This is a genomic window from Streptococcus sp. HMSC36C04, assembly GCF_001839535.1.
GTDB classification, from domain to species: Bacteria; Bacillota; Bacilli; order Lactobacillales; family Streptococcaceae; genus Streptococcus; species Streptococcus hominis.
Genome location: NZ_KV841587.1, coordinates 73,263 through 99,352 on the forward strand (window position 1 = coordinate 73,263; position 26,090 = coordinate 99,352).

Below are 26,090 nucleotides of genomic sequence, written 5' to 3' on the forward strand. Positions count from 1 at the left end.
CGTTTCCGAACAAATCTCCTTAAATGTACACTATCAAACGAAGCATTAGATTTGTTTCTTGTTTCCTCCGTTAAAATAGTAGATAATATAATTGAACAAAGTGTTTTGTTTTGAATACATTATATAATAAATAAAATCAAATCTCAATGTGCGATTAGAAGGAGACAATAATGAAATCAAGTAAAAATGTCTGGATTGCATTTCTGTTAAATTTTTCGTTTGCGATTATTGAATTTATCTTTGGAGCTCTATTTAACTCCAGTGCTGTACTGGCAGATGCGGTACATGATACAGGAGATGCCTTAGCGATTGGCTTGTCGGCGTTTTTTGAAAAAATTTCCAACAGACGAGATGATAAGAAATACACACTAGGGTATAAACGGTATAGTTTGCTGGGGGCTATGTTGACCTCTACCATTTTGATAGTGGGATCTATTCTCATTCTGGTTGAAAATGTTCCCAAGCTGTTTGCGCCTGAACGGGTGAACTACGACGGTATGCTTGTCTTAGGAATTTTTGCAATTGTAATCAACTTTGCAGCCAGCAGAGTGGTTAGCCATGGACATACACACAATGAATCCATTCTGAGTCTGCATTTCTTAGAAGATATTTTAGGCTGGTTGGCTGTAATCTTCGTATCCTTTATTCTTCGCTTTACAAACTGGTATTTCCTTGACCCATTGCTTTCGCTCATCATTTCGACTTTTATCTTGAGTAAAGCACTGCCAAAGTTTTGGGAAAATGTTCAAATCTTTCTTGATCACGTACCGAGTGATGTGAACTTGAATGATCTTTATGCAGAGATTCAAACAATCGAGAATATCCAAACAATCACTCAGCTAAATGTTTGGACAACCGATGGGCTAGAAAAATTTGCGATGATTCATATTTGCATGAAACATCTCGAACAACAAGCAGAAACTCAGCAGCGCATTCGCCAACATCTCAAAATGTATGGAATTACAAAAGTAACCATTCAGACAGACGAAAGTTTAGATGAGCATGAAGAATGCTGTATTGGTGAGCAACAGTGAGAAATAAAGAGTTTAAGACAGATGTTTTAAACTCTTTATTTTTATGTTTTCTTTTTTATGATTGTTGAAAATTCTACTTTCATAAGATGGTTGATTATTTTACTTATAAATTAAAATATGGAAACTAGTATCACGTATATTAAATGTAAGAATCAGCAAGGTAGCTCATTGTATCATACAGAAATTTCAATGTTCCTGCAAGGTGGTTCAAGTCAGTCTGCGAAATACAACAAAAAAAGTGGAAAACCTTATAAAGATATTGATGACTTAGTTGATTTTGGCAGACCTGTTCACATAGTTCCTCACATGTTTCGACATAGCTTTGTTTCAGTTATGGCAGATAAAAATGTAAGTCTAAACGTGATTCGAAAATTTGTAGGACATTCAGAGGATAGTAGAGAGATAGAAAAAATCTATCTTCATGTTATGCAAAAAGGAAAGGATAAGATTGAACAAGCCATGATAGATTTAGCTAAAATTATCTCTTAATGATTATAATCACTTAAAATTCAGTTATTTTATTGAAAATAAAAGAAATTCTTGAAATCGTCAACCTTTTTGTATATAATTAATATGACACCATATATAGTGTCGCTATAAATGAGGTACATCATGGGCAAGGAAAAAGAGTTGCAAAAAATAAAAAATAACCCCAAATCTGTTACCCCTGAACGCTTAGAATCTCTGTGTAAAAAATATGGTTTTATGTGGAAGCAAGGAACCAATCATTCAATAACCTCTCATGCCTTGTTGGAAGAAAGTTATCCAATACCGCGACATAAGCCAATAAAGCCAGTTTATGTGAAAAAGGTTATAAAAATGATTGAGAAAGTGATAGAATTGGAGGAGGGTTTAAATGATGAAAGATAAAGAATATTATCTTGGATTGAACTATCCGATTTTAATTGAAAAAATTTATGATGAGGGTGAATTATTGTTTACTGCCTCTATTAAAGAGTTACCAGGACTAATCGTTTATGGTGAATCTTTAGAAGAAGTTTATGATGAAATTGAATTAGCTAAAGCAGACTGGATTGAGGCCAATCTTGAGTGGGGGAGAAAAATTAAAGAACCTCTTGAGAACTCTCTGGAAGAGTATAGTGGAAAAATAACGCTAAGATTACCTAAAACATTACATAGAGATGTTAAAGAACGCTCTGAAATTGAAGGAGTCAGTTTAAATCAAACTATAGTACAATTGATTAACGATGGGTTATTCAAACAAACTCAAAATGTTGTTGAACAGCTAACAGAGCAATTTAAAGATATGACTAAAAAAATTAGTCAAACCATTGTGGAAAAGGTTTCTACACCAGAGCAACATATTCACCAAACAATCATTATAAAAAATCAATCTGAAAAAATACAACCATATAAAGAGCAGAATATTACTAATAATAGATTACAAGATAATAAAGTAGTTTCATGGTCTATTGGAGGTTAAAATGAAGTCAAAAAATATTGAGATAAGAAGGATAACATTTAGTAAATTCGAATTTAATATTCATAACACAGGAGAAGTTGAAGAAGATGGAAGAGCCTCAATTAATTTAAATCTTCCTGACAGAGAAGAAGGACAAGAGAATCAACTTATTCTGATAAAGATGGAAATTTCTTACCCAGATAGTCAGTATCGAGTTATTGCTGACATTGATGCCATATATTCGGTCTTAGCTTCAGATTTACCAGAAGATATTTCGCAGGATAATGAATTTCAACAAGCACTTATTACACCAATGATAGAGAAGTTTAGATTATATATTGGTATGTTTTCTGAGGGTGCATATGGAGCTGTTCTGATACCAAATTTAGATTTTAATCAAGACTAGAAGTTATCCGTTTTTTTATTATTCATATATCATTATGGAATATTTAATCAGTTAAAATTCAGTTATTTTGCTAAAGCCAAAAGAAAAAGCCTTTGAAACGTTGATTTCATAGGCTTTTTTAATCTCAATTATTTCACCTCTGTAAACACTACATGTTTACGTAATTTTGGTGAGTATTTTTTCAATTGAAGACGGTCTGGAGTGTTGCGTTTGTTTTTAGAAGTAAGGTACAAGCGTTCACCAGATGCTTTGTGTTCAAGTGTGATATTTACGCGCATGATAGCTCCCTTCTATTATTCTGCTGCAGCTTTGGCGATTTTACGTCCTTTGTAGTATCCTTTGAGGGATACACGGTGAGAACGTGAGTAATCTCCAGTAGTTTCGTCAAAATGTACAGATGGAGCTGTAATTTTGTAGTGAGTGCGGCGTTTGTTTTTCTTCGCTTTTGAAGTGCGACGTGCAGGTACTGCCATTTTCTTTATTCTCCTTTTAATATAAGTTCGATTCAATCTCTTTGATTTTCATCAACTGTAATAGTATATCAAAAAAATTTTGTAAAGTAAAGTTACTTGACAGATTTTCTTTTACTTTTTGTAAAATAGCAGAGCGTGCTAGCTTTTCAGAGAAAATATACCGAAACTGTCCTCAAAATCTGTTACTTGTGGTAAAATAATTATATTATATGAATGAAGAGGAAAGCTATGAAATTACAAAAACCGAAAGGGACTCAGGATATTCTCCCTCAAGAGTCTGTCAAATGGCAATATGTAGAAGAATTTGCTCGCAAAACGTTTAAAAAATATCATTACGCAGAAATTCGCACCCCGCTATTTGAGCATTATGAAGTGATTAGTCGTTCTGTTGGAGACACGACTGACATTGTAACCAAAGAAATGTATGATTTTTATGACAAAGGCGACCGTCATATCACATTACGCCCAGAAGGAACAGCACCAGTTGTACGTTCTTATGTGGAAAATAAGCTCTTTGCACCAGAAGTCCAAAAGCCGGTGAAACTTTATTATATGGGCTCTATGTTTCGTTATGAGCGTCCTCAGGCTGGACGTTTGCGTGAGTTTCATCAGATTGGTGTAGAGTGTTTTGGATCCAACAATCCTGCGACTGATGTGGAGACAATCGCCATGGCAGCTCAATTTTTCAATGAAATTGGTATTCAAGGTGTAACGTTGCAGTTGAATAGTTTGGGGAATGCAGAGAGTCGCGCCGCTTACCGTCAAGCATTGATTGATTATTTGACGCCGCTGAAAGACAGTCTTTCTAAAGATAGCCAGCGTCGTCTGGAAGAAAATCCTCTCCGTGTGCTAGACAGTAAGGAAAAAGAAGATAAACTCGCTGTTGAAAATGCACCCTCTATCCTGGATTATCTAGATGAAGAAAGCCAAACTCATTTTCAAGCTGTGCGTTCGATGTTGGAATCACTAAAAATTCCTTATGTTATCAATACCAACATGGTTCGCGGATTGGATTATTACAATCATACGATTTTTGAATTTACTGCAGATGTGGCGGGCAATGAATTGACAATCTGTGCAGGCGGCCGCTATGATAGCCTCGTTGCTTATTTTGGCGGACCAGCAACGGCTGGTTTTGGCTTTGGAATGGGCGTGGAGCGCCTGCTTCTTGTTCTTGAAAAGCAGGGTGTAGTCTTGCCGCTAGAGGATAGTTTGGACGTTTATGTTGCAGTTTTGGGAAACGGTGCTAATAACAAAGCTTTGGAAATTGCACAAGCACTTCGCAAGCAAGGCTTTACAGCTGAACGTGATTATTTAAACCGTAAGTTGAAAGCGCAATTCAAGTCAGCAGATACTTTTTCTGCTAAAGTGTTGATAACTCTTGGCGAAAGTGAAATTGAAAGTAACCAAGTTACCGTCAAAAACAATCATACTCGTGAAGAATTAACGGTTGATTTAAATCAGATTCAAGAAGATTTTCAAACAATTTTTGAACAACTGGGGTTTTAATTTAAAAAGGGAGAAGGCCAGTCAAATGGCTTTTTTTCTCATAACATAGTAGAATGTTGAAGTAGAAGTGGAGAGAACAATGAAAAAAATAATCATTCCGTCTGTAATTCAGTTTCTAATTGTTTTTTTGATTATAGGAGGAATTGCCTATTTTGTGAGAGGGGATTTCTTTTTTCGGTTTTTAGCACCGATTTTTGGCTTAGCAGCAGGGCTATTGCGCTTAGCATCAAGTTATGTGGTCAAGGTTTTGCATCCTGAATTATATGACAAAGAAAGTAAGAGGTGAGTCGTCATCTTCTTTTGTGAAATATTACGTTAAGATATGAAGATTTTGAAAAGCATATCTTCTTTTTCGTCGCTTTTGTGGTAAAATAGTAAAAGAATTAAAAGTTTGGAGAATAAAAATGAAACGTTCAATGTATGCTGGGCGTGTTCGTAGTGAACATGTTGGTCAAGAAATCACTTTGAAAGGTTGGGTGTCCCGTCGTCGTGACTTGGGAGGGTTGATTTTCATTGATTTGCGCGACCGTGAAGGCATCATGCAGCTAGTTATCAATCCTGAAAATGTGGCTAAAGAAGTCATGGAAATCGCTGAAAGTTTACGAAGCGAATATGTGATTGAAGTGACTGGAAAAGTAGAAGCCCGTACGCAGGCGAATGATAAATTGGCAACGGGAGCTGTTGAACTACACGTGGAGAATCTGACAGTTCTCAATACGGCCAAAACGACTCCATTTGAAATCAAAGACGGTATTGAAGCGAATGATGATACCCGTCTCCGTTACCGTTATTTAGACCTTCGTCGTCCTGAAATGTTGGCAAATTTGAAATTGCGAGCTAAGGTAACACATTCTATCCGCAATTACTTAGATGAGCTTGAATTTATTGATGTGGAAACGCCGTTTCTTACTAAGTCAACTCCAGAAGGGGCGCGTGATTATTTGGTACCAAGTCGAGTGAACCAAGGTCATTTCTATGCTCTGCCACAAAGCCCTCAAATTACCAAGCAACTGTTGATGAATGCTGGATTTGATCGGTATTATCAAATTGTAAAATGCTTCCGTGATGAGGATTTGCGTGGAGACCGTCAACCAGAGTTTACACAAGTTGACTTAGAAACTTCTTTCCTGTCTGATCAAGAAATTCAAGATATTACAGAAGGCTTGATTGCTCGAGTGATGAAAGAAACGAAGGGGATTGAGGTTACATTACCATTCCCACGAATGAAATATGATGATGCAATGGCTTTGTATGGAAGTGATAAACCAGATACACGTTTTGAGATGCTATTGCAAGACTTGACATATCTTGTCAAGGGAATTGACTTCAAAGTTTTCTCAGAAGCACCAGCCGTTAAAGCTATTGTTGTGAAAAATGCAGCTGACAGCTATTCGCGAAAAGATATAGATAAGTTGACAGAGCAAGCAAAACAGTATGGAGCAAAAGGACTTGCTTGGGTGAAAGTGGCATCAGGTGAACTAAATGGACCAGTTGTTAAGTTTTTGAAAGACTTGACAAGTGACTTGACAAATGCTTTACAGCTTGAAGACAATGATTTGGTTCTTTTTGTAGCGGATACTCTAGAAGTTGCCAATGCAGCACTAGGTGCTTTGCGTATACGTTTGGCAAAAGAGTTGGGCTTGATTGATGAATCGAAATTTAATTACCTTTGGGTTGTGGATTGGCCAATGTTTGAATGGTCGGAAGAAGAAGGTCGTTATATGAGTGCACACCATCCCTTCACTCTTCCACAAGCGGACACAGCCCATGAATTAGAAGGTGATTTGAGCAGGGTTCGTGCTATTGCTTATGATATTGTCTTGAATGGTTATGAATTGGGTGGTGGAAGTCTTCGTATTAACCACAAAGATTTGCAAGAACGAATGTTTAAAGCCCTTGGTTTTTCTGAAGAAGAAGCTACTGATCAATTTGGTTTCTTGCTAGAAGCAATGGATTATGGTTTCCCGCCACATGGTGGACTGGCAATTGGCCTCGATCGCTTTGTCATGTTGCTGGCTGGTGAGGAAAATATCCGCGAAGTGATTGCTTTCCCTAAAAACAACAAAGCAAGTGATCCAATGACTCAGGCACCAAGCATAGTTGACGCCAAACAACTTGAAGAATTAAGTTTACAAGTAGAAACTCATGAAGAAAAGTAAGATTTACAAACGATTGCGTTATTATTTGCGCCGTCTAGCCTATGATTTTAAGTTGATACGAGTACTTAAGAGTATTTCTCGTGAGAAATACGATGAAAAGATTTCTGCTTCGCTCATTTATGGTTTTCTATCTGCGGTTGCAGTGAATCTTTTCTTTCAACCGGGACATGTTTATTCAAGTGGTGCGACTGGATTGGCACAGATTTTAGCTGCTTTAAGTACACGTTTTTTAGGATTTACTATTCCGGTTTCTGTGACTTTCTACCTCATCAATATCCCGCTGATGATTTTGGCTTGGTATCAAATTGGGCACAAGTTTACGGTATTTACTTTTATAACCGTTTCCATGAGCTCGCTGTTTATCCAGTTTGTTCCTGAAGTGAGTTTAACAAATGACCCGATTATCAATGCCTTGTTTGGTGGGGTCATCATGGGAATGGGAATCGGCTTTGCTTTGCGTTCCAATATTTCTAGTGGTGGGACGGATATTGTCAGCTTGACGGTTCGGAAGAAAACCGGCAGAAATGTGGGAAATATTTCCTTTATGGTCAATGGCATGATTATGATTATTGCCGGTGTGACTTTCGGCTGGAAATATGCACTATATTCGATGATTACGATTTTTGTGTCAAGCCGTGTGACAGATGCAGTCTTTACTAAGCAAAAGAAGATGCAGGCGATGATTATTACCAGTCATCCCGAAGAAGTTATTGATAAAATTCATAACAAATTGCATCGTGGTGCAACCATGGTTAATGGTGCAGAAGGAACTTACAATCATGAGAAAAAGACTGTTTTGATTACAGTCATTACGCGTGCTGAATTTAATGAATTTAAACATATTATGCGTAAAACCGATCCGCATGCTTTTGTATCGGTAGCAGATAATGTTCACATTCTTGGACGTTTCGTAGAAGAATAAAATATCAGATTGGTTTGTTTAGCCAATCTGATGTTTTTTGTTATATGACTTTCAGTCTGTCTCGTGGTTTTTAGTGCGAGACAAATAAAACAGATGTTACGATTATTTAAGTACGAGAACTTGTTTTGCAGGGACAGTACAGGAATCTTTGTTAGTATTGAGAGGAACGTCAAGGCTGATCTCTGGGTAGTTGATAAAAATAGCTTGTTTATCCTGATTTGGATAGCTAAATGCTTCGTTTCCAAAGTTAATGAGGATTGTGATTTGATCTTCTTTTTCTTTAATTTTATATTCAACCACAGAATCAGTTAGCCATTCGATAGAACAGTAATCTTTAATTTCTGTTCTTGTTTCCAAACTGAGGAGCGGATTTGCTTTTCTGAATTGGACTAACTGGCGAATAAAATCTACGTCTTTCTCATATTCAATGGAGCGTAGCCAATCAAGACGGTTGATGGTGTCTGGAGCATTATAAGTATTATCCATGAGGTTTTTACTGCGGAAAAACTCTTGCCCGCTATGGATGAATGGTACTCCCTGAGCTAACAAAGTAATATGCAAAGCAAGTCGTGCATCTGCTAACCGCTTATTTAGAGAGATATCTGGCTTTTTAATTGTAAAATAATCAAAAGCCGTTGCATCATCATGGCATTCTACGTAGTTGATAGCTTGCTGGGGTGCAATAAAATGTGCTGTTTCCGTTAATCCAACATTAGCCGTCAATACATTTTCTATTGTATCTATTGGTTTAGGATCTTGGATTTGACTGCCTTCTAAAATCGTTTCTTTGATTGTATTGCGGAAGTGGTCGCTGAAAAAACCATAGTTTGGTAATTGAGCGGCGTTGAATTGATGTGCAAGCCGATTGCTATCCAGTCCGGTAGCCATACGCCACCCTTCTCCATACAAATAAACATTTGGATAAAGAAACTTCAATTCCTCTGCAATCTGCTTCATGGTTTCCATATCTAGAATGCCCATGAGGTCAAAGCGGAAGCCATCCATTCCATAAAGAGTTAGCCATTGTTTGAGGGAATGCTTAATATAGCTACGAACCATTGCCCGCTCACTTGCCACATCGTTCCCACAGAAAGTCCCATTTGTCAAATTGCCGTTGTGATCGTAGCGGAAGAAATAGCCTGGGACGATTTTTTCAAAAGCATAGGCTTTAGGATCGTAGACATGATTGTAAACGACGTCCATGATAACACTAATGTCGGCTTGATGATAAGTAGCGATTGCTTCTTGCAATTCAACGATTCTTGTATAAGGATCATGTGGATTCGTTGCAAAGCTACCGTCAGGAAGATTGTATTGCATAGGGTCGTAGCCCCAGTTATACACGAGTTCTGTATGATTTTCATCAACGCTGCCAAAATCATACAAAGGCATGAGCTGAATGTGGGTTACTCCAAGCTGTTTGATGTAATCCATTCCTAAAGTATGCTCTTGCAATTGCGGAGACTCTGTTAGGGATTTGAATTTACCAGGGTAAGAAAACTCAGCTTCTTTTTGCATGGAAAAATCTCGCACACTCATCTCGTAGATAACAGCTTTTGTTATTGGAATTTGTGTTGCTGCTCGGTGAATTGGGCGAGTAATTTTCTCTGGATTGACAACATAACTAACGCCAGAATTGCTTTCTGAAGATAAGGCATAAGGATCGTGTACTTCCACCCAATGACCATTCACTTTGTGTAGATAGTAATAAGCCGCCCCATCAAAATCTCCAGAGACTTCTGCTTGCCAAACTCCTTTTTCTCCGAGCATCATTGGGTAAATGTCATTTTGCAAATGAAGCAATACTTGTTCAGAAATTGGTGCCCAAAGCTTAAAAATAGTTGCTTGTGGAGTATAATGAGCCCCTAAATCGCTTCCGTTGTAGGTAAATGTTTGGTCAAAAATCGGTTTTCTCACAATATGGCGAAATTGTAAGAAAGTTTTATTGCGATCTTGGTCGTAAATCCAATAATGACTGGTTAAATCTAACGGCTCAAGAGGAGCAAGACGGTATTGCACGAAGTTGTCATGTTCTCCTACAGCTCTTATCCGTAAAGTTTCTGCACGATCAACCGTTTCAATTGTAAATTGTAATGGTTCGGCATAAAATTGTTTTTCTAACTCAATAGTGATGAGACTTTGGTCATCTAAATAGGCTTGGAATGTTCGGAAAGCCATAAACTTCCTTTCTTTATCGTTCGATAATGCGATGTGGAATCAATTGGCGATAGCAAATTTGTCGATTTTCTTTGGTATCATTGATAATTTGTAGAATAGTCTTGAACGAAACCCGCCCTAGCTCTAATGTGTTAATGTCTACATAAGCTGTTAAATCAAGTTTGGGTTTAATAGAGTCAAAGGCTAGAGTGGGAACAGACAATTGATTTTCATTTAAATAATTACAAACTCCTTCTGCCAGCATACTGTCTGTTGTGATAATAGCATCAATTTTTGTATCATGACTGAGAAGGCGCTTGGTAAATTGATATCCTTTGTCTTCCAAAAATTCATTTGCAAAGGCTGTATTTTGAGGGTCAAGCTCTAAGTGATAATCCTCTAGTGCTTTTTGATACCCTTTATAGCGATCTTGCGTTACAAATAGTCTTTTGCTACCACCAATAAAAGCAATATTGTGGCAGTCTTTTTTGATAAAATATTCTGTTGCGTCATATCCAGCTTGGATATTGTCATTATCCACCAAAGGAATAAACGGAGAAAGCGATTTTCCTAAAATTAAGAAAGGAAATTGTTCTTCACTGACCATTTTCACTAGTGGATCATTTTCTTGAGAGTAGAGAAAGATGAGTCCGTCTACTCGTTTGCCAAGAACCATTTGGGAAATGGCTTCCATGCGCTCTTTTTCATTTTTCCCGGTTGCAATTTGGATAGCGTAGTGATGCTCGGAAGCCACCTGAGCAATTCCGCGGAAAACAGAAGGAAAGAACGGATTTTGATAAAAAGTGTCTGAATCATCAGGTAAAACAATCCCAATGACTTGTGTGTAACTGCTAACAAGACTACGTGCATTGAGATTAGGGTGATAATTCAATTCTTTCATAGCCTTGCGGACTCTTTTTTTTGTTTCATCGCTAATGCTGGATTTGTTTTGAATCACACGGGTAACGGTAGAAGGCGAAACTCCTGCCAATTTAGCAACTTCTTTAATAGTAACTCGCATAAAAAACCTCCTACTTTTTCATTTTTTCATCACGGAAATGTGTCCGATAGAAAATAATGACGAGATAAAGAACAAAAAGAATGTTTTGAATGGTAATCATAGTGGTCATGGCTTGACCGAACAATAACCCTACTGCAACAGCAATCAAAGTTGGCAATCCCAAACAGTTCAAAGCAAAGTGATAGCATTCTTTGACTGTTTTAAAGGAGAAGAGACGGGATTTTTTCGTTAAATAAAGGAAAAAAGTAGCACCTAGAAGGATAATAAAGAAGTTTAATGCCAATAGAAATCCTGAAATCAGAATCAAAAATAGACTGACTGTCACACGATTTTGTTGGAACCAGTCTTGAGAAATGGCAGCACTCAGAGCGGCTTTATCTTTCAAAGTAGCTTGATTAATATGCTGGTATTGAATTTCTGCTAGTTTTCTTCCTTTTTTACTGATAATCAGTTGTTTGGATCCAAAAGCAAGTGTTAGTTTTTCTCCTAAGGTAGACTGTTTTTGTCCTAGAAGAATAGTGCCTGCTTTGCTATTGTGAGTTGATTGCTGACCAGAATAGTGAAATTGATGATTTTCAATTTTAGCATTTTTTGTGATATCAGTCATCGCCTCCTTTGTGATAGGATCAAAAACACCGTCTACGAAAGTAGTGAGCGGATAAGTTTTGAGAGATGCGTTTTGCATGGCGACCGGAATCATCGATAGAGAAATTAAAAAAATGCTTGTAAAAATCAGCTGAAACCATGTAAGTGATTTGCGATTAACAAAAGGCTTTTTAAAACCGGAAATACTAGAAAAATAATTAAATGGATAAGGTAGCATAAGCGTTTCTTTCTAAAATTTATAATCAGGTGACGACCAATAAACTGTGTTTATTGGCTATCATACAACTATAAATAAAAGAGGGTGGGACAAGATTATCCCTTGTCGCCACCACTTGTTAAACCAGATACAAAGTTCTTTTGTAGGAAGAAGAATAAGATACAGATTGGCAAGGCAATCAAGATAGCACCTGCTGAGAAGTAGGCAATCTTCAAATTCTTCACATCACTAACAAAGGTTTGTAAACCAACAGCAACTGTATAGAATTCTTTTTCACGAAGTAAGAAACTAGATAAGATGTAGTCTCCGAATGGTCCCATGAAAGCCCAGAGAGCTTGTACAGCAATCATTGGACGAACGAGTGGCAGTACAATTTGCCAGAAGCGTCTGAAGTGCCCAGCACCGTCCAATTTAGCGGACTCATCAAGCGAGATAGGCACAGTATCAAAATATCCTTTCATGAGCCAAGCGTTCATTGGGATACCACCGCCGACATAAAGGAAGATGAGGAACCAACTGTGGTTGAGCGCATTTAACATCAAAGCCATAACGAAGAAGGCAGTAAGGGCTGCCATTGTTGGTACCATTTGAATGATTAAGAAGAAAATCAAACTTTGTTTTCTAGCGAGGAAATTATAACGGCTATAAGCGTAACCAGCTAGTACAACTATACTTGTTTGGATAATCATTGTCAAGATGGCAATGATTAAGGTGTTAAAGTACCAAGTACCGTATAGAGTTTCGGTAAAGAGCTTGCTAAAGTTTTCAAAACTGAAATTAATATCAGTATCCAACTTGAACGCAAGGACATTCCCTGTCTTGAAAGCGGACATAATCGTGATCAAGAGAGGATAGATAATGATAATAGATAAAGCCACTAAATAGAAATAAGTTAGGAAGTGGTTTAAACGGCGTTTAAATTTAATAGAATTATTCATCTTACACATCCTCCATATCAAATGCATGTAGTTTCTTGAACGCAATCATGGAGATTGAAATCACGATAAGAGAAATGATAAGTGTTACCGCAGCAGCCATTGAGTATTGAGGAGCTGCACCTGTCGTTAAACGATAAATCCATGAAATGAGGATGTCGGTCGAACCTGCACCACCACCAACTGTACCAGGACCGCCATCATTAAAGAGGTACATGATAGAGAAGTTGTTGAAGTTGAAAGTATACTGACTGATGAGTGTAGGGGCAGCAACTGCTAAAATCATTGGGAAAGTGATATTGCGGAATTTTTGCCATGCATTTGCACCATCAATGTAAGCTGCTTCGTAAAGATCGTTTGGAATGGATTGCAAGATACCAAGTGTCAATACATAAATGTAAGGGAATCCAAGCCAACCTTGCATCATAATCAAAGCAACTTTTGTCCATGTTGGGTCTGTTTTCCAAGGAATCAAATGTCCATTTAAGAATGGCAATACTTTACCAAGAAGCGGAATGACTTGGGTATTGATCGCACCGATACTATCGTTGAACATGTTACTGAAAGTTAAGATAGTGATAAATGCTGGGACAGCCCAAGGCAGTAGGAAGATAACGCCGAAAATGCGTTTCCCTTTAATAAATGGTTGGTTTGCAATAATAGCGGTAAAAATACCAATAACGATTTGGACGGTTGAGGCAGTCAGTGCCCAGATAATAGTCCAACCAAGAACGGCTCCAAAAGCAGAGCGGAAAGTGCTAAGTCGCCAAATATTAGTGAAGTTTGTCACGCCAACCCAATCCAAGAGCTTGGTTGGAGGCAGATGTTGGAAATCATAGTTTGTAAAGGCGATTAAAAGAGTGACCAATACAGGGAAAATGATAGCAAAAGTCATTGCAATATATGAAGGAATAATCAATAGGTAAGGAAAACCATTAGCGTAAATTCCTTTTAACATATCTTTGAAAGTCGTAGGAACTGGATAATCATTATTCCAACGTTTCGCAATAGTATAAGCATCTTTTAAATTGAGAGCATAAAAGATGAAATAAACAATGACAAGAATAAAGTGGAATGCACCACGAATCAACATGAAAAGAGAGTTATCGCGTCCAGGCACCTCACCGAGAGTAATTAAGTTTCCTAACTCAGGAGCAGCAATGGCGAAAAAGTAAATCAAAAATAAGATGGTAACTCCTAAAAAGATAGCCCCTTTTGCTTTTTGTTTATTATAAATTTGCCCAAGTCCTGGGATGAGGGAGAGCAGCAATGCTTTACGTGGCTGTTGTTGTGTAGTCATCAGAGTCTCCTTTTTCTAAAATATAGAACTCGACTGGTGCTGCCAATCGAGTTCTATCCTACCTCAATCTGTTTTATTTTTTACCAAATTTTTGATTGATAGTATCTTTAATCAATTTAACGGCATCATTTACAGCGGTTTTAGTATCTTTTTTACCACTTACAGCATCAAAGAGCATACTTGCTGCTGGATCCCATACAGTACTCATTTCAGAGATATTTGGCATAGGTTGAGCAGATTGGAATTGTTTAATAACAGCTGAAGTTAATTCATCATTTTTTCCTTCAGCGTATTTACGAGCCTCTGTGTTTGCAGGTACTTCGTTTGTAGCATCATAGAAAGCTTTTTGTTGTTCAGTCGAAGTCAAGAAATTAACAAATTTTTGAGCTGCTTTGGCATTTTTAGATCCTGCAGGGATGACCCAAGCTTTACCTCCACCAAAGGCTTCATAGTTTTTGCCATTTGGAAGTGTAGGAATAGTGGCAACACCATAGTTCACTTTAGCTTCTTTAAATGATGCAGCTTTCCAAGGGCCTTCAATGATAGCAGCTGTTTTACCTGATTGGAATTGAGTTTGAATTAAGTTTGCAGCCCCTTTAGCATCTTGCATTCCTTTTGGCCATTTTTCGTACCAAGATTTAGCGTATTCAATACCTTTAATAGAACCGTCATTTGCAAGTCCAATGTCTTTAGGATCGGTACCGTTCTTACCAAAGACGTATCCACCATTACCCGCTAAAAGACCATAAGTATAATAGAAGTTTGTCCAGTCCGCGAGGAAAGCAGTTGTTTTGCCATTTTCGTTAGCAAAAGCATATTTGCTGTCTTTTGCAAGTTCTTCTAATTCAGCAAATGTAGTTGGAGCTTTAGAAACAAGGTCTTTATTGTAGTACATTACTAATGTTTCGATAACAGCAGGTGCGCCATAAGTCTTACCTTTTGTAGTTACGAGTGCTTTTGTTGTGTCGTCAGTCATTGAACCTTTGTCAAGTTTCACTTCTGAAAGTTGGCCGTCCGAACCGAGACTACCTACGCGGTCATATGGAGACATCATAACGTCTGGAGCCTTGCCAGATTGGTTGTCAAGTGAAAGATTTTCAAGACCTTTAAGTTGGTCACCTGTCTTAATAGTAACTTTTGTACCAGTTTCTTTTTCAAAAGCAGCAGCAGCTTTCTTCATGTAGCCTTCGTATTGTTTTTCTACGTAGGCTGTAATGTTCTTGCCGTCGCTAGAAGAAGAATTACTTGTTTTACTTCCGCAAGCTACTAAAAGCAAGCTAGCCAACCCTACAGTTCCAAGAACTGCAGCACTTTTCAACATTTTACGTTTCATGATTTATTCCTCCTAAAGAATAAAATAATAAGATAACAATTTAAAATAGTTTACGCAAACGTTTTCTTAAACTATACTTAGTATACCACAAACAGAAAACGGTTGCAACACTTTTTTTAAAAATCTTGAAAATTTTTTATTTTCCACTCCAAAAATCTTGATAAAATATAGAAGAAAATGATTCAATTGTCCAAAATATTTTAAAAATTTACAAAAAAACTAGAAAAATGGTTGCACACAGACCGGAATTAAGTTATAATCAAATCAACGCAAACGTTTTCGTTAAATGAATGCAAAATTTAACAGAAAAATTTATTGAGGTGATAAGATGAAAGAGCGTCAAAGTGGTGTTCTCATGCATATTTCTTCTCTTCCAGGAAAATACGGAATCGGCTCATTTGGGAAAAGTGCTTACGATTTTGTGGATTTCTTGGTAAGAACAAAGCAACGCTACTGGCAAATTTTGCCTTTAGGCACGACCAGTTATGGAGATTCTCCTTACCAATCATTCTCTGCATTTGCGGGAAATACACATTTTATTGATTTTGACCGACTGATTGAAGAGGGTCTACTTACTGAAAGTGATCTTGACGGTTTAGACTTTGGACAAGATCCAAGAAAAGTAGATTATGCGAAAGTTTTCAACAATCGTAGACCGGTTTTAGAAAAAGCTGTGAAACGTTTCTTAGAACGCGGAGATTTAGCGGCTTATGAAAAATTTGTAGCAGATAATGCATCTTGGCTTGAAGTATTTGTTGAATACATGGCGATTAAAGAGCATTTCGACTTGAAAGCTTGGACGGAATGGCCAGATGCAGCGGTACGTCGTCGTGAAGCGTCTAGCTTGGCAACTTATCGCGAAAAGCTAGCTGATCGATTGACCTATCATCGTGTTACGCAATATCTCTTCTTCAAACAATGGTTAGAATTGAAAAATTATGCTAACGAACATCATATTGAAATCGTTGGCGATATGCCAATCTATGTGGCAGCTGATAGCTGTGATGTTTGGGCGCAACCGCATTTCTTTAAAACAGATGAATTAGGACAGCCTACATGTGTAGCAGGATGTCCGCCAGATGAATTCTCTGCGACCGGTCAACTTTGGGGAAACCCAATTTATGACTGGAAGGCAATGGATGAAGATGGGTATAGCTGGTGGATTGAACGCTTACGTGAGAGTTTCAAAATCTACGATGTGGTTCGTATCGATCATTTTCGTGGTTTTGAATCTTATTGGGAAATCCCTGCTGGATCCGATACAGCCGCTCCTGGTAAATGGGTGAAAGGTCCTGATTATGCTTTGTTTAAAGCTGTGAAGGAAGAATTGGGTGAACTAAACATCATCGCCGAGGATTTAGGCTTTATGACTGACGAAGTGATTGCTTTGCGGGAAAAAACAGGCTTCCCTGGTATGAAAGTCACTCAATTCGCCTTTAATCCAGAGTCTGAAAGTATTGATAGTCCACATCTTGCGCCTAACAATTCTGTCATGTACACAGGTACGCATGATAATAACACGGTACTTGGTTGGTATCGCGATGAAATTGATGATGCCACACGTGAATATATGGCTCAATATACTAATCGTAAAGAATATGAAACAGTACCTCATGCTATGCTACGGACTATCTTTGCTTCTGTCAGCTTTATGGCAATTGCAACCATGCAAGATTTGCTTGAACTAGACGGCTCAGCTCGCATGAACTATCCATCAAGCATTGGTGGCAATTGGTCATGGCGTATGACAGCAGATGAATTGGACCCTGTGATTGAAGCAGAGTTATATAGCTTGACGAAAACATATCGTCGTTTAAATAAAAAATTATTAAAGAAAGAGAATGAATTGTAACGTTCTTTTCTAGGTAGGAGAAAAAATGTCAAATTTACAAGAATTTATCCAACAAACTTATCAAAAAGAAATTGCTGAATGTAGCAATGAAGAATTGTATATTGCCCTTTTAAACTATACAAAATTGGCTAGTGCACAAAAGCCAGTTAATACTGGTAAAAAGAAATTATATTACATTTCAGCAGAATTTTTGATTGGAAAACTGTTGTCAAACAACCTCATTAATCTTGGCCTTTATGATGATGTCAAAAAAGAGTTGGCAGATGCTGGTAAAGACTTGATTGAAGTGGAAGAAGTAGAATTAGAACCTTCACTTGGTAATGGTGGTTTAGGACGTCTGGCTGCTTGTTTCCTTGATTCTATCGCAACACTTGGTTTGAATGGAGACGGTGTAGGTCTGAACTATCACTTTGGTCTTTTCCAACAAGTTTTGAAAAATAATGAGCAAACGGCAGTACCAAACTTCTGGTTAACAGAGCAAAATTGGTTAGTAAAATCAAGCCGTAGCTATCAAGTACCATTTGCTGATTTCACTTTAACATCAACTCTTTACGATATTGATGTGCCTGGTTACAAAACAGCTACTAAAAACCGTCTTCGTCTGTTCGACCTTGACTCAGTAGATGCAAGTATCATTGAAGATGGGATTGACTTTGATAAGACAGATATTGCTCGTAATTTGACTCTATTCCTTTATCCAGATGATAGTAATAAGCAAGGTGAATTGCTCCGTATCTTCCAACAATACTTTATGGTGTCAAATGGCGCACAATTGATTATTGATGAAGCGATTGAAAAAGGTAGCAATCTTCATGACTTGGCTGACTATGCTGTTATCCAAATCAACGATACACACCCATCTATGGTCATTCCAGAGATGATTCGTCTCTTGACAGAACGTGGCATTTCTCTTGATGAAGCAATCAATATCGTTAAGAATATGACGGCTTATACAAACCACACAATTCTTGCTGAAGCGCTTGAAAAATGGCCACTTGAATTCTTGGAAGAAGTTGTTCCACACTTGGTTCCAATCATCAAAGAATTGGATAAGCGCGTGAAGGCTGAATACGCAGATCCAGCTGTTCAAATCATTGATGAACACGATCGTGTGCACATGGCTCACATGGATATTCACTATGGATATAGTGTCAATGGGGTTGCTGCTCTTCATACAGAAATCTTGAAAAACTCAGAACTCAAAGCCTTTTACGATATTTATCCAGAAAAATTCAACAATAAAACAAACGGAATCACCTTCCGTCGCTGGCTCATGCATGCAAATCCACGCTTGTCAAATTACATTGATAGCTTGATTGGTCGCGATTGGCACCATGATGCTTCAAAATTAGAAGACTTACTTGAATTTTCTGGTAAGGCTGATGTGAAAGCTGAACTTGAAAAAATCAAAGCTCACAACAAACGGAAATTAGCTCGTCACTTGAAAGAGCACCAAGGTGTTGAAATCAATCCTGAATCAATCTTTGATATCCAAATCAAACGTCTTCACGAGTATAAACGCCAACAAATGAATGCTCTTTATGTCATTCACAAATACTTGGATATCAAGGCCGGAAACATTCCTGCGCGTCCAATTACAGTCTTCTTTGGTGGGAAAGCTGCTCCAGCATACACGATTGCGCAAGATATTATTCATTTAATCCTTTGCCTATCAGAAGTAATTGCTAACGACCCAGAAGTTTCTCCGTACTTGCAAGTCGTTATGGTTGAAAACTATAATGTAACAGCAGCTAGCTTCTTAATTGCAGCCGGTGACATTTCTGAGCAAATTTCCCTTGCTTCTAAAGAAGCTTCAGGTACTGGTAACATGAAATTCATGCTAAATGGTGCTTTAACGCTTGGTACTTCAGACGGTGCGAATGTTGAAATTCATGAATTAGTCGGCGATGACAATATTTATATCTTCGGTGAAGATTCTGAAACAGTTATTGATTTGTATGCCAAAGAAGCTTATAAGTCAAGTGAATTCTATGCTCGTAAAGCAATCAAACCGCTGGTTGATTTCATTGTCAGCGATGCCGTTCTTGCAGTTGGTAAGAAAGAGCGCTTGGAGCGACTTTACAATGAATTAATCAACAAAGACTGGTTCATGACGCTTCTTGACTTGGAAGATTATATCGAAACAAAAGAACGCATGTTTGCGGATCATGAAGACCGTGATGTTTGGCTTGAAAAAGTTCTTGTCAATATTGCAAAAGCAGGCTTCTTCTCTGCTGACCGTACGATTGCTCAATATAACGATGAAATTTGGCATTTGAACTAGTTCAATAGCGAATAGGCCCCTTGATTGGTAGTTGAGGGGCTTTTGTTTGAAAAAAATAAAGGACACTAGTGAAACTTTTGTTTATTTTTGTTGCCATTTTTGACTGCGTACGTTATAATAAATAAAACTGAAAACTTTTTCACAACGAGGAGGATTATTGTGAAAAAACGACCAATTTATCTATATGTCTTGCTGACACTATCAGCCATTCTATCATCTTTTACATTTGTAGGAACCTTTTTTGGCAGTGAAAAAATAACGAATACAAGTTCTTATAAAGGACTGTCTGAAACGGTTGTGAAGCAAATCGTGGAAGTAACTGAAAGAAGTCTTGTCTTTCTTCATAATATTCCGCATAAAATATTAGTTGTCCTTTCAATTTTATTGTTGATTGCTGCTATTGTGTTTATCGTCAAGAAAAACATTTTATACGCTAATTTTGCCTATATTGCTTATGTGTTATTAGGAATTATTGGGACAATTTACAATTATATCGGTGGTATGCCACTCAACAATCTTTATAAAGATCAAACGATGCGTGCCACAGCAATCTCATCGACAAGAGTTTTGACCATTATTTATTTTGCATTTAATATTCTTTTCCTTGTTATTGTCTTTTTCAAGATGAAACGGCAGCAACAAGACTTAGCAAAAGAAGAATTACAATAGTTGACAACACATATCTATCAGCTTAAAATTTTAAGAGAATGATAGATGTGTTTTATTTTTAGAAAGTGAGAAAATATGAAGATTTCCTTAGTTTATATTAGCTTAAGTGGCAACACAGCGAGTTTTATCAAACGTTTGTCTGCTTTTTTGCAAGAGCGACATGAAAATGTTGAGATTGAGCAGGTGGATATAAAAGATATGGTGAAAGAGGAGCGACCATTTTACGCCATGTCTCAGCCCTTTGTAGCCTTTTTGCCAACCTACTTAGAAGGTGGGAATGGTTTGGATAATGGAGATGTGGAGATTCTTACCAATGATTTAGGTGACTTTATCGCTTTTGAAGAAAATTACAAACGCTGTTTTGGCATTGTTGGTAGTGGTAATCGTAATTTTAACAACCAATATTGTTTAACAGCTAAGCAATATGCAGAGCGATTTGACTTTCCAGTCTTGGACACATTTGAACTTCGTGGCTTGAATGAAGATGTCAAACGAATTGGTCTGAAAATTGAAGAATTATACGGAATGTAATAAAAAATCCTATCGTTGTAAATACCGATAGGATTTTTTGATAGGGTTAGAAAATTACATTTTTTCTGGAGCATCAACGCCGAGAAGACGAAGAGATTCTTTTAGAACAACAGCTGTTGCGTAGCTGAGAGCCAGACGGCTGTCACGTTCAGGGCTTTCGTCCAAGATACGAGTGTGTGCGTAGAATTTGTTAAATGCTTGTGCAAGACTGATCGCATATTTTGCAATGAGTGAAGGGTCATAATTGTCAGCTGCACGTTTGACAACACGGGCAAAATCTTGTAGCAGTTTAATGATTTCCCAACTTTCAGCATCATCTAGGCTGTATGTTGCTTCAGCACTTGGCTTGAAGTCAGCTTTGCGAAGGATTGATTGGATACGTGCATAAGCGTATTGGATGTATGGACCTGTTTCTCCTTCAAAGGATACCATGGCTTCCAAATCAAAGTCGTAACCGTTGTGACGGTCTGTTTTTAAATCGTAGAATTTAACAGCTCCTACCCCGACAGCACGAGCAACGGCTTCTTTGTTTTCGAGGTCAGGATTTTTGGCTTCAATTTGTGATTTAGCACGACTGATAGCCTCTTGGAGAGTTGGCTCAAGAAGGATGATATTTCCTTTACGTGTAGACAATTTTTGGCGGTTCTTTGTTACCAATCCAAAGTCTACGTGAATCATATCATCGCTCCAGTCAAATCCCATCTTCTTCAAAACGGCTTTTAATTGTCTGAAGTGATTAGCTTGTTCTTGACCTACAGCATAAATGTTTTTAACGAAGTTGTAAGTGCGAGCACGGTACATAGCTGTCGCAATATCACGTGTAATGTAAAGTGTCGCTCCGTCAGATTTTTTAATCATAGCTGGCGGAAGGTTGACATCATCAAGATTGACGATGCTAGCTCCTTTAGACTCTTCCAACAATCCTTTTTCTTCAAGGATTTTGATGCCTTCGTCCATCTTGTCATTATAGAAGGCTTCACCAGCCAGACTATCGAATTCAACGCCAAGCAATTTGTAGATACGGTTAAATTCTTTCAGGCTTTCGTCGCGGAACCATTGCCATAATTCAGTAGCTTCAGGATCACCGTCTTCTAATTTTTTGAACCAGAGGCGACCTTCGTCATCAAGCTCAGGATCTGTTTCGATTTCCGCATTGATACGAACGTACAGTTTCAGTAATTCATCAATTGGATTTGCTTCGACGGCTTCTTTGCTGCCCCATTTTTTATAGGCCACCATTAAAAGACCGAATTGTTTTCCCCAGTCACCTAAGTGATTGATTTTAATGGTGTTGTAACCCAATTTACGGAAAATATTAGAAAGAGCATCACCGATAACGGTGGAGCGCAAATGACCAACTGAAAATGGTTTTGCAATGTTTGGACTGGAGAGGTCAATGGTAATGTTTTCTCCATTTCCTTCACTTTGCTGACCATAGTTGTTTCCTTCTTTTACAATTTCTTTGATAACTTGAGCTGAAATTTTTGATTTATCAAGGAAGAAATTAACATAAGGACCGGTTGCCACTACTTTTTCAAAGTTTGTTGAGTCAATTTTTGCTGCAATATCTGCTGCAATCGCTTGAGGCGCTTTTCGTTCTACTTTCGCTAAAGAAAAGGCAGGAAAAGCAATATCACCTAAATCTGAGCTTTTGGGTTTTTCTAGTAAATTTAAAATAGCGTCTTGGTCTAAGCTGTCAATGACCTTAGCCAGTTCACTTGCAATCAATTGTTTATTATCCATGGTTTCTCCTTTGGTCTTTTACTAGTATTTTAACATATTTTTTGACGAATCTTCAATTTTTTGGTATAATTTTGAGTATAAATATACATTATTGAGGATAAAATGAAAAAGAGTGAACGTCATAAACTAATTAAGCGAATGATTAAGGAAGAAAAACTGAGTACACAAAAAGATATTCAGGATCGTTTAAAGGCACAAGGCATCATTGTAACACAGACAACCCTCTCTCGGGACTTACGTGAAATTGGATTGACGAAAGCCAAGAAAAACAATGAAGTTTATTATGTTTTAGCAGATGAAACAAATAAAATCGATTTGGTTGAGTTCTTGTCTTATCATGTAGAGGGTGTTTCTCGGGCGGAATTTTCCTTGGTTCTTCATACTCGCTTAGGAGATGCTTCTATTCTGGCTAACTTTGTGGATGCCAATAAAGGTGAGCTGATTTTAGGAACGGTAGCAGGGGCTAACACGCTCTTAGTTATTTGTCGTGATACAGCAGCTGCAAAACAAATGGAAGAGCAGCTCCTTGAGAAAATGGATTAAGAGAATGAATGATGAGGCTGGGACAAAGAGCTCAGCTTCCTTTGTTTATGTAGTCAACAAGACGCAGTAGCTGATTGCTCAAAGCAATGCTTTGAGGTGGTGGATAGAACTTGCGAAACACGTCTCAAAGCTGTTGTTTTTCAGGCTCGGAAAAACACTTTTGACAAAAACTTTGTTTTCTTTATCCACCACCTCAACAGTCTTTCAGACTGTTGAGCAAGCCTTGCGGGGTGAGATGACGAACTGAAAATTTTCAAGATGAGTCCTGTCCCACTCCCAGCTATGCGGATGTGGGACGACGAAATCAAGTTTCTACGAAACTATTGTTTTCTATCCCACTCTTATCACTATTAACCAACAGAAAGGATGAGAATGACAAAAGAAAAACTATCTCCAGGAATGCAACAGTATTTAGATATAAAAAAAGATTATCCAGATGCTTTTTTGTTGTTTCGCATGGGAGATTTTTATGAATTATTCTATGATGATGCGACCAATGCGGCACAGATTTTAGAGATTGCTCTGACTAGCCGCAATAAAAACTCGGAAAATCCAATCCCAATGGCAGGAGTTCCTTATCATTCGGTGCAGCAATACATTGATGTCTTAATTGAAGCAGGCTATAAAGTTGCGATTGCAGAGCAAATGGAAGATCCTAAAAAAGCGGTTGGAGTAGTCAAACGTGAAGTGGTGCAGGTCATCACGCCGGGGACAGTAGTTGATTCTTCAAAGCCAGACAGTCAGAACAACTTTTTAGTGGCTTTAGATAAGCTGGCAGGTATATATGGGCTGGCTTATATGGATGTGGGAACAGGTGAATTTCAAGTTACAACTCTCAGTGATTTTAACATGGTCTGTGGAGAAATCCGAAACCTACGAGCGCGTGAAGTGGTCATAGGGTATGAATTGCCTGAAATGGAGCGTCAAGTATTGGAGACTCAAATGAATCTCCTTTTATCGCAAGTAGAAACTACATTTGATGATGTTCAGCTACTAGGAAAGGACTTGTCGCCGCTAGAGCACCAAGTAGCTGGAAAGTTATTAGAGTATGTTCATAAAACGCAGCTACGTGAGCTTAGTCATTTGAAACAAGTTCATCATTATGAAATCAAAGATTTCTTGCAGATGGACTACTCAACTATGGCAAGTCTGGATTTAACAGAGAATGCTCGGACAGGAAAGAAGCACGGTAGCCTTTATTGGTTGATGGATGAGACCAAGACAGCTATGGGAACGCGATTGTTGAGAGCGTGGATTCAACGTCCGTTGATTGATAAAGAGCGAATCGTCAAGCGGCAGGATGTAGTGCAAGTCTTTTTAGATCATTTCTTTGAGCGCAGTGATTTAGCAGATAGTCTCAAAGGTGTGTATGACATTGAGCGTTTAGCCAGTCGTGTTTCGTTTGGCAAGACCAATCCGAAAGATTTATTGCAGTTGGCAGCAACATTGAGCAATGTCCCTCAGATTAAGGGAATTTTAAAAGGAATTGACAGCCTAGTTTTGGAAGATTTGATTGCCAAATTGGATGAAATTCCTGAATTAGCGGCCTTGATTCAGTCAGCAATTTCGTCGGATGCTCCAAATGTCATTACAGAGGGTAATATTATTAAAACAGGTTTTGATGAAACTTTGGACAAGTATCGAGTGGTCATGCGAGATGGAACGAGTTGGATTGCAGATATTGAGGCGAAAGAAAGAGAAACTAGTGGAATTAACAACCTGAAGATTGATTACAATAAAAAAGATGGTTATTATTTCCATGTCACCAATTCCCAGCTTGAACACGTTCCCAGTCATTTTTTCCGCAAGGCAACTTTGAAAAATTCGGAGCGTTTTGGTACGGAAGAACTGGCTCGTATTGAAGGCGAGATGTTGGAAGCGCGTGAAAAATCAGCTAATTTGGAATACGAGATTTTTATGCGCATTCGTGAGGAAGCTGGTAAATATATCAAACGCCTGCAATTCTTGGCGCAAACTCTGGCAACAGTTGATGTGCTGCAAAGCTTTGCAACTGTAGCTGAAAAGCAACACTTTGTGAGACCAGAATTTATTGAGCAGCGCTCTATCCAAATTGATAAAGGGCGGCATGCGGTTGTAGAAAAAGTTATGGGTGCACAAACCTATATTCCTAACAGCATTTCAATGGACGAGAATGTTAATGTTCAGCTAATTACAGGTCCAAATATGAGTGGGAAGTCAACTTATATGCGGCAGTTAGCAATCATTGTGATTATGGCTCAAATGGGCTCTTATGTTTCAGCTGAAAGCGCTCAATTGCCGATTTTTGATGCAATCTTTACTCGAATTGGTGCAGCGGATGACTTGGTTTCTGGACAATCAACCTTTATGGTTGAAATGATGGAAGCGAACCATGCTATTTCTCAAGCAACAGAAAATTCACTCATTCTTTTCGATGAGTTAGGAAGAGGAACAGCGACCTATGATGGCATGGCGCTTGCTCAGGCGATTATTGAGTATATTCACAATCGGACAGGCTCCAAGACACTTTTTGCGACTCACTATCACGAGTTGACAGAACTGTCAACTAGCTTGACACAACTAGAAAATGTCCATGTAGCAACCCTAGAAAAAGATGGTCAAGTAACATTTCTTCATAAGATTGAAGTTGGACCTGCTGATAAATCTTATGGGATTCATGTAGCAAAAATTGCAGGTTTGCCAAATGATTTGTTGACAAGAGCGGATCAAATATTGACACGATTAGAAAGCCAAGCAAATGAGAAGTCATCTCTTGGCATCTCTAATACATTGCCTGCGGATGCTCGTGAAAAAAATCAAGTGGCTGAGCAGATGTCTTTATTTCCAGAAATAACCGAATCACCTATTTTAGACGAGTTACGTCAGTTGGACATCTATAACATGACTCCAATGGAAGTGATGTTGGCTGTGGCAGAGATGAAGAAGAAACTTTAAAATGTTGAAGCTATAGTGGGTGTGGCTGGCTAACAGCCT

24 protein-coding genes are annotated in these 26,090 nt (G+C 38.1%); 15 read left to right on the forward strand and 9 right to left on the reverse strand.

Going from position 1 to position 26,090, the window contains the following annotated elements; genetic code table 11:
- Positions 1 to 170: 170 nt before the first annotated feature.
- The 5 genes from HMPREF3249_RS03330 (at position 171) to HMPREF3249_RS03350 (ending at position 2,863) form a co-directional block, all read left to right on the forward strand.
- On the forward strand, positions 171 to 1,034 hold the full coding sequence (locus tag HMPREF3249_RS03330; protein WP_049533139.1) for a cation diffusion facilitator family transporter: 864 nt from the start codon (positions 171 to 173) through the stop codon (positions 1,032 to 1,034).
- Positions 1,035 to 1,202: 168 nt separating this feature from the next.
- A complete protein-coding gene (locus HMPREF3249_RS03335) occupies positions 1,203 to 1,523 on the forward strand; it encodes a tyrosine-type recombinase/integrase (RefSeq protein ID WP_080977785.1) in 321 nt (106 codons plus the stop codon).
- A gap of 123 nt (positions 1,524 to 1,646) precedes the next feature.
- The gene (locus HMPREF3249_RS03340) at positions 1,647 to 1,904 is read left to right on the forward strand and encodes a hypothetical protein (RefSeq protein WP_016397345.1); all 258 of its coding nucleotides are present in this window, start codon (positions 1,647 to 1,649) and stop codon (positions 1,902 to 1,904) included.
- Entirely contained in the window at positions 1,891 to 2,478 is a 588-nt protein-coding gene (locus tag HMPREF3249_RS03345; protein WP_049533398.1) for a toxin-antitoxin system HicB family antitoxin, read from the forward strand. The genes HMPREF3249_RS03340 and HMPREF3249_RS03345 overlap by 14 nt, the downstream gene beginning before the upstream one ends.
- Before the next feature lies 1 nt (position 2,479).
- On the forward strand, positions 2,480 to 2,863 hold the full coding sequence (locus HMPREF3249_RS03350; RefSeq protein ID WP_049533399.1) for a hypothetical protein: 384 nt from the start codon (positions 2,480 to 2,482) through the stop codon (positions 2,861 to 2,863).
- A 128-nt stretch (positions 2,864 to 2,991) separates the two neighbouring features.
- Here the strand turns inward: HMPREF3249_RS03350 and rpmG are convergent, their stop codons facing one another.
- Positions 2,992 to 3,141 carry a 50S ribosomal protein L33 gene (rpmG, locus tag HMPREF3249_RS03355; protein WP_003026692.1) on the reverse strand — a complete coding sequence of 50 codons (150 nt, stop codon included), beginning with the start codon at positions 3,139 to 3,141 and terminating at the stop codon, positions 2,992 to 2,994.
- Positions 3,142 to 3,156: 15 nt separating this feature from the next.
- Entirely contained in the window at positions 3,157 to 3,336 is a 180-nt protein-coding gene (gene rpmF / locus HMPREF3249_RS03360) for a 50S ribosomal protein L32 (RefSeq protein ID WP_049533400.1), read from the reverse strand.
- 228 nt (positions 3,337 to 3,564) lie between these two features.
- Between rpmF and hisS the strand changes: the two genes are divergently transcribed.
- The 4 genes from hisS to HMPREF3249_RS03380 all read left to right on the forward strand — a co-directional run bounded on the left by hisS (position 3,565) and on the right by HMPREF3249_RS03380 (position 7,926).
- Positions 3,565 to 4,845 carry a histidine--tRNA ligase gene (gene hisS / locus HMPREF3249_RS03365; RefSeq protein WP_049533401.1) on the forward strand — a complete coding sequence of 427 codons (1,281 nt, stop codon included), beginning with the start codon at positions 3,565 to 3,567 and terminating at the stop codon, positions 4,843 to 4,845.
- 79 nt (positions 4,846 to 4,924) lie between these two features.
- The gene (locus HMPREF3249_RS03370; protein WP_003027825.1) at positions 4,925 to 5,131 is read left to right on the forward strand and encodes a hypothetical protein; all 207 of its coding nucleotides are present in this window, start codon (positions 4,925 to 4,927) and stop codon (positions 5,129 to 5,131) included.
- Between the two features lie 118 nt (positions 5,132 to 5,249).
- Complete coding sequence (aspS, locus tag HMPREF3249_RS03375; protein ID WP_003040611.1) at positions 5,250 to 7,004, forward strand: aspartate--tRNA ligase; 1,755 nt, start codon at positions 5,250 to 5,252, stop codon at positions 7,002 to 7,004.
- Positions 6,991 to 7,926, forward strand: coding sequence for a YitT family protein (locus HMPREF3249_RS03380; protein WP_003040789.1), 936 nt, complete (start codon positions 6,991 to 6,993; stop codon positions 7,924 to 7,926). The genes aspS and HMPREF3249_RS03380 overlap by 14 nt, the downstream gene beginning before the upstream one ends.
- Before the next feature lie 102 nt (positions 7,927 to 8,028).
- On the opposite strand, the gene pulA is transcribed toward HMPREF3249_RS03380, so the two are convergent.
- The 6 genes from pulA to HMPREF3249_RS03410 form a co-directional block, all read right to left on the reverse strand.
- Positions 8,029 to 10,104, reverse strand: coding sequence for a type I pullulanase (gene pulA, locus HMPREF3249_RS03385; RefSeq protein ID WP_003040717.1), 2,076 nt, complete (start codon positions 10,102 to 10,104; stop codon positions 8,029 to 8,031).
- Positions 10,105 to 10,117: 13 nt separating this feature from the next.
- Positions 10,118 to 11,104: a LacI family DNA-binding transcriptional regulator gene (locus HMPREF3249_RS03390; protein ID WP_003027820.1), complete on the reverse strand. Its 987-nt coding sequence runs from the start codon at positions 11,102 to 11,104 to the stop codon at positions 10,118 to 10,120.
- A 10-nt stretch (positions 11,105 to 11,114) separates the two neighbouring features.
- The gene (locus HMPREF3249_RS03395) at positions 11,115 to 11,927 is read right to left on the reverse strand and encodes a hypothetical protein (protein WP_059221627.1); all 813 of its coding nucleotides are present in this window, start codon (positions 11,925 to 11,927) and stop codon (positions 11,115 to 11,117) included.
- Between the two features lie 95 nt (positions 11,928 to 12,022).
- Positions 12,023 to 12,865 (reverse strand): sugar ABC transporter permease, encoded by an 843-nt coding sequence (locus HMPREF3249_RS03400; RefSeq protein WP_059221625.1) that lies wholly within the window; start codon positions 12,863 to 12,865, stop codon positions 12,023 to 12,025.
- A 1-nt stretch (position 12,866) separates the two neighbouring features.
- Positions 12,867 to 14,162: a sugar ABC transporter permease gene (locus tag HMPREF3249_RS03405; protein WP_003040644.1), complete on the reverse strand. Its 1,296-nt coding sequence runs from the start codon at positions 14,160 to 14,162 to the stop codon at positions 12,867 to 12,869.
- A 73-nt stretch (positions 14,163 to 14,235) separates the two neighbouring features.
- Positions 14,236 to 15,495 (reverse strand): extracellular solute-binding protein, encoded by a 1,260-nt coding sequence (locus HMPREF3249_RS03410; RefSeq protein ID WP_059221623.1) that lies wholly within the window; start codon positions 15,493 to 15,495, stop codon positions 14,236 to 14,238.
- Between the two features lie 328 nt (positions 15,496 to 15,823).
- On the opposite strand from HMPREF3249_RS03410, the gene malQ reads away from it, so the two are divergent.
- The 4 genes from malQ to nrdI all read left to right on the forward strand — a co-directional run bounded on the left by malQ (position 15,824) and on the right by nrdI (position 20,831).
- A complete protein-coding gene (gene malQ, locus HMPREF3249_RS03415) occupies positions 15,824 to 17,347 on the forward strand; it encodes a 4-alpha-glucanotransferase (RefSeq protein ID WP_070867488.1) in 1,524 nt (507 codons plus the stop codon).
- 25 nt (positions 17,348 to 17,372) lie between these two features.
- A complete protein-coding gene (gene glgP / locus HMPREF3249_RS03420; protein WP_059221619.1) occupies positions 17,373 to 19,631 on the forward strand; it encodes a glycogen/starch/alpha-glucan family phosphorylase in 2,259 nt (752 codons plus the stop codon).
- Between the two features lie 159 nt (positions 19,632 to 19,790).
- Entirely contained in the window at positions 19,791 to 20,300 is a 510-nt protein-coding gene (locus HMPREF3249_RS03425) for an ABC transporter permease (protein ID WP_003027812.1), read from the forward strand.
- A 75-nt stretch (positions 20,301 to 20,375) separates the two neighbouring features.
- Positions 20,376 to 20,831: a class Ib ribonucleoside-diphosphate reductase assembly flavoprotein NrdI gene (gene nrdI, locus HMPREF3249_RS03430; RefSeq protein WP_003027811.1), complete on the forward strand. Its 456-nt coding sequence runs from the start codon at positions 20,376 to 20,378 to the stop codon at positions 20,829 to 20,831.
- Positions 20,832 to 20,885: 54 nt separating this feature from the next.
- Here the strand turns inward: nrdI and argS are convergent, their stop codons facing one another.
- Positions 20,886 to 22,574, reverse strand: a complete 1,689-nt coding sequence (gene argS, locus HMPREF3249_RS03435; protein WP_070867489.1) for an arginine--tRNA ligase — start codon at positions 22,572 to 22,574, stop codon at positions 20,886 to 20,888.
- A gap of 102 nt (positions 22,575 to 22,676) precedes the next feature.
- Here argS and argR point away from each other — a divergent pair, with 102 nt between their 5' ends.
- Positions 22,677 to 23,117 carry an arginine repressor gene (argR, locus tag HMPREF3249_RS03440; protein ID WP_003027809.1) on the forward strand — a complete coding sequence of 147 codons (441 nt, stop codon included), beginning with the start codon at positions 22,677 to 22,679 and terminating at the stop codon, positions 23,115 to 23,117.
- 372 nt (positions 23,118 to 23,489) lie between these two features.
- Positions 23,490 to 26,051 (forward strand): DNA mismatch repair protein MutS, encoded by a 2,562-nt coding sequence (gene mutS / locus HMPREF3249_RS03445; RefSeq protein ID WP_049533410.1) that lies wholly within the window; start codon positions 23,490 to 23,492, stop codon positions 26,049 to 26,051.
- The last annotated feature ends 39 nt before the right edge of the window (positions 26,052 to 26,090 follow it).

What these genes read in the sequence shown, in the direction of transcription:
- HMPREF3249_RS03330 (WP_049533139.1), top strand. Translation starts at nt 171, where the DNA reads ATGAAATCAAGTAAAAATGTCTGGATTGCATTTCTGTTAAATTTTTCG.
- HMPREF3249_RS03340 (WP_016397345.1), top strand. Translation starts at nt 1,647, where the DNA reads ATGGGCAAGGAAAAAGAGTTGCAAAAAATAAAAAATAACCCCAAATCT.
- HMPREF3249_RS03345 (WP_049533398.1), top strand. Translation starts at nt 1,891, where the DNA reads ATGATGAAAGATAAAGAATATTATCTTGGATTGAACTATCCGATTTTA.
- HMPREF3249_RS03350 (WP_049533399.1), top strand. Translation starts at nt 2,480, where the DNA reads ATGAAGTCAAAAAATATTGAGATAAGAAGGATAACATTTAGTAAATTC.
- rpmG (WP_003026692.1), bottom strand. Translation starts at nt 3,141, where the DNA reads ATGCGCGTAAATATCACACTTGAACACAAAGCATCTGGTGAACGCTTG.
- rpmF (WP_049533400.1), bottom strand. Translation starts at nt 3,336, where the DNA reads ATGGCAGTACCTGCACGTCGCACTTCAAAAGCGAAGAAAAACAAACGC.
- hisS (WP_049533401.1), top strand. Translation starts at nt 3,565, where the DNA reads ATGAAATTACAAAAACCGAAAGGGACTCAGGATATTCTCCCTCAAGAG.
- HMPREF3249_RS03370 (WP_003027825.1), top strand. Translation starts at nt 4,925, where the DNA reads ATGAAAAAAATAATCATTCCGTCTGTAATTCAGTTTCTAATTGTTTTT.
- aspS (WP_003040611.1), top strand. Translation starts at nt 5,250, where the DNA reads ATGAAACGTTCAATGTATGCTGGGCGTGTTCGTAGTGAACATGTTGGT.
- HMPREF3249_RS03380 (WP_003040789.1), top strand. Translation starts at nt 6,991, where the DNA reads ATGAAGAAAAGTAAGATTTACAAACGATTGCGTTATTATTTGCGCCGT.
- pulA (WP_003040717.1), bottom strand. Translation starts at nt 10,104, where the DNA reads ATGGCTTTCCGAACATTCCAAGCCTATTTAGATGACCAAAGTCTCATC.
- HMPREF3249_RS03390 (WP_003027820.1), bottom strand. Translation starts at nt 11,104, where the DNA reads ATGCGAGTTACTATTAAAGAAGTTGCTAAATTGGCAGGAGTTTCGCCT.
- HMPREF3249_RS03395 (WP_059221627.1), bottom strand. Translation starts at nt 11,927, where the DNA reads ATGCTACCTTATCCATTTAATTATTTTTCTAGTATTTCCGGTTTTAAA.
- HMPREF3249_RS03400 (WP_059221625.1), bottom strand. Translation starts at nt 12,865, where the DNA reads ATGAATAATTCTATTAAATTTAAACGCCGTTTAAACCACTTCCTAACT.
- HMPREF3249_RS03405 (WP_003040644.1), bottom strand. Translation starts at nt 14,162, where the DNA reads ATGACTACACAACAACAGCCACGTAAAGCATTGCTGCTCTCCCTCATC.
- HMPREF3249_RS03410 (WP_059221623.1), bottom strand. Translation starts at nt 15,495, where the DNA reads ATGAAACGTAAAATGTTGAAAAGTGCTGCAGTTCTTGGAACTGTAGGG.
- malQ (WP_070867488.1), top strand. Translation starts at nt 15,824, where the DNA reads ATGAAAGAGCGTCAAAGTGGTGTTCTCATGCATATTTCTTCTCTTCCA.
- glgP (WP_059221619.1), top strand. Translation starts at nt 17,373, where the DNA reads ATGTCAAATTTACAAGAATTTATCCAACAAACTTATCAAAAAGAAATT.
- nrdI (WP_003027811.1), top strand. Translation starts at nt 20,376, where the DNA reads ATGAAGATTTCCTTAGTTTATATTAGCTTAAGTGGCAACACAGCGAGT.
- argS (WP_070867489.1), bottom strand. Translation starts at nt 22,574, where the DNA reads ATGGATAATAAACAATTGATTGCAAGTGAACTGGCTAAGGTCATTGAC.
- argR (WP_003027809.1), top strand. Translation starts at nt 22,677, where the DNA reads ATGAAAAAGAGTGAACGTCATAAACTAATTAAGCGAATGATTAAGGAA.
- mutS (WP_049533410.1), top strand. Translation starts at nt 23,490, where the DNA reads ATGACAAAAGAAAAACTATCTCCAGGAATGCAACAGTATTTAGATATA.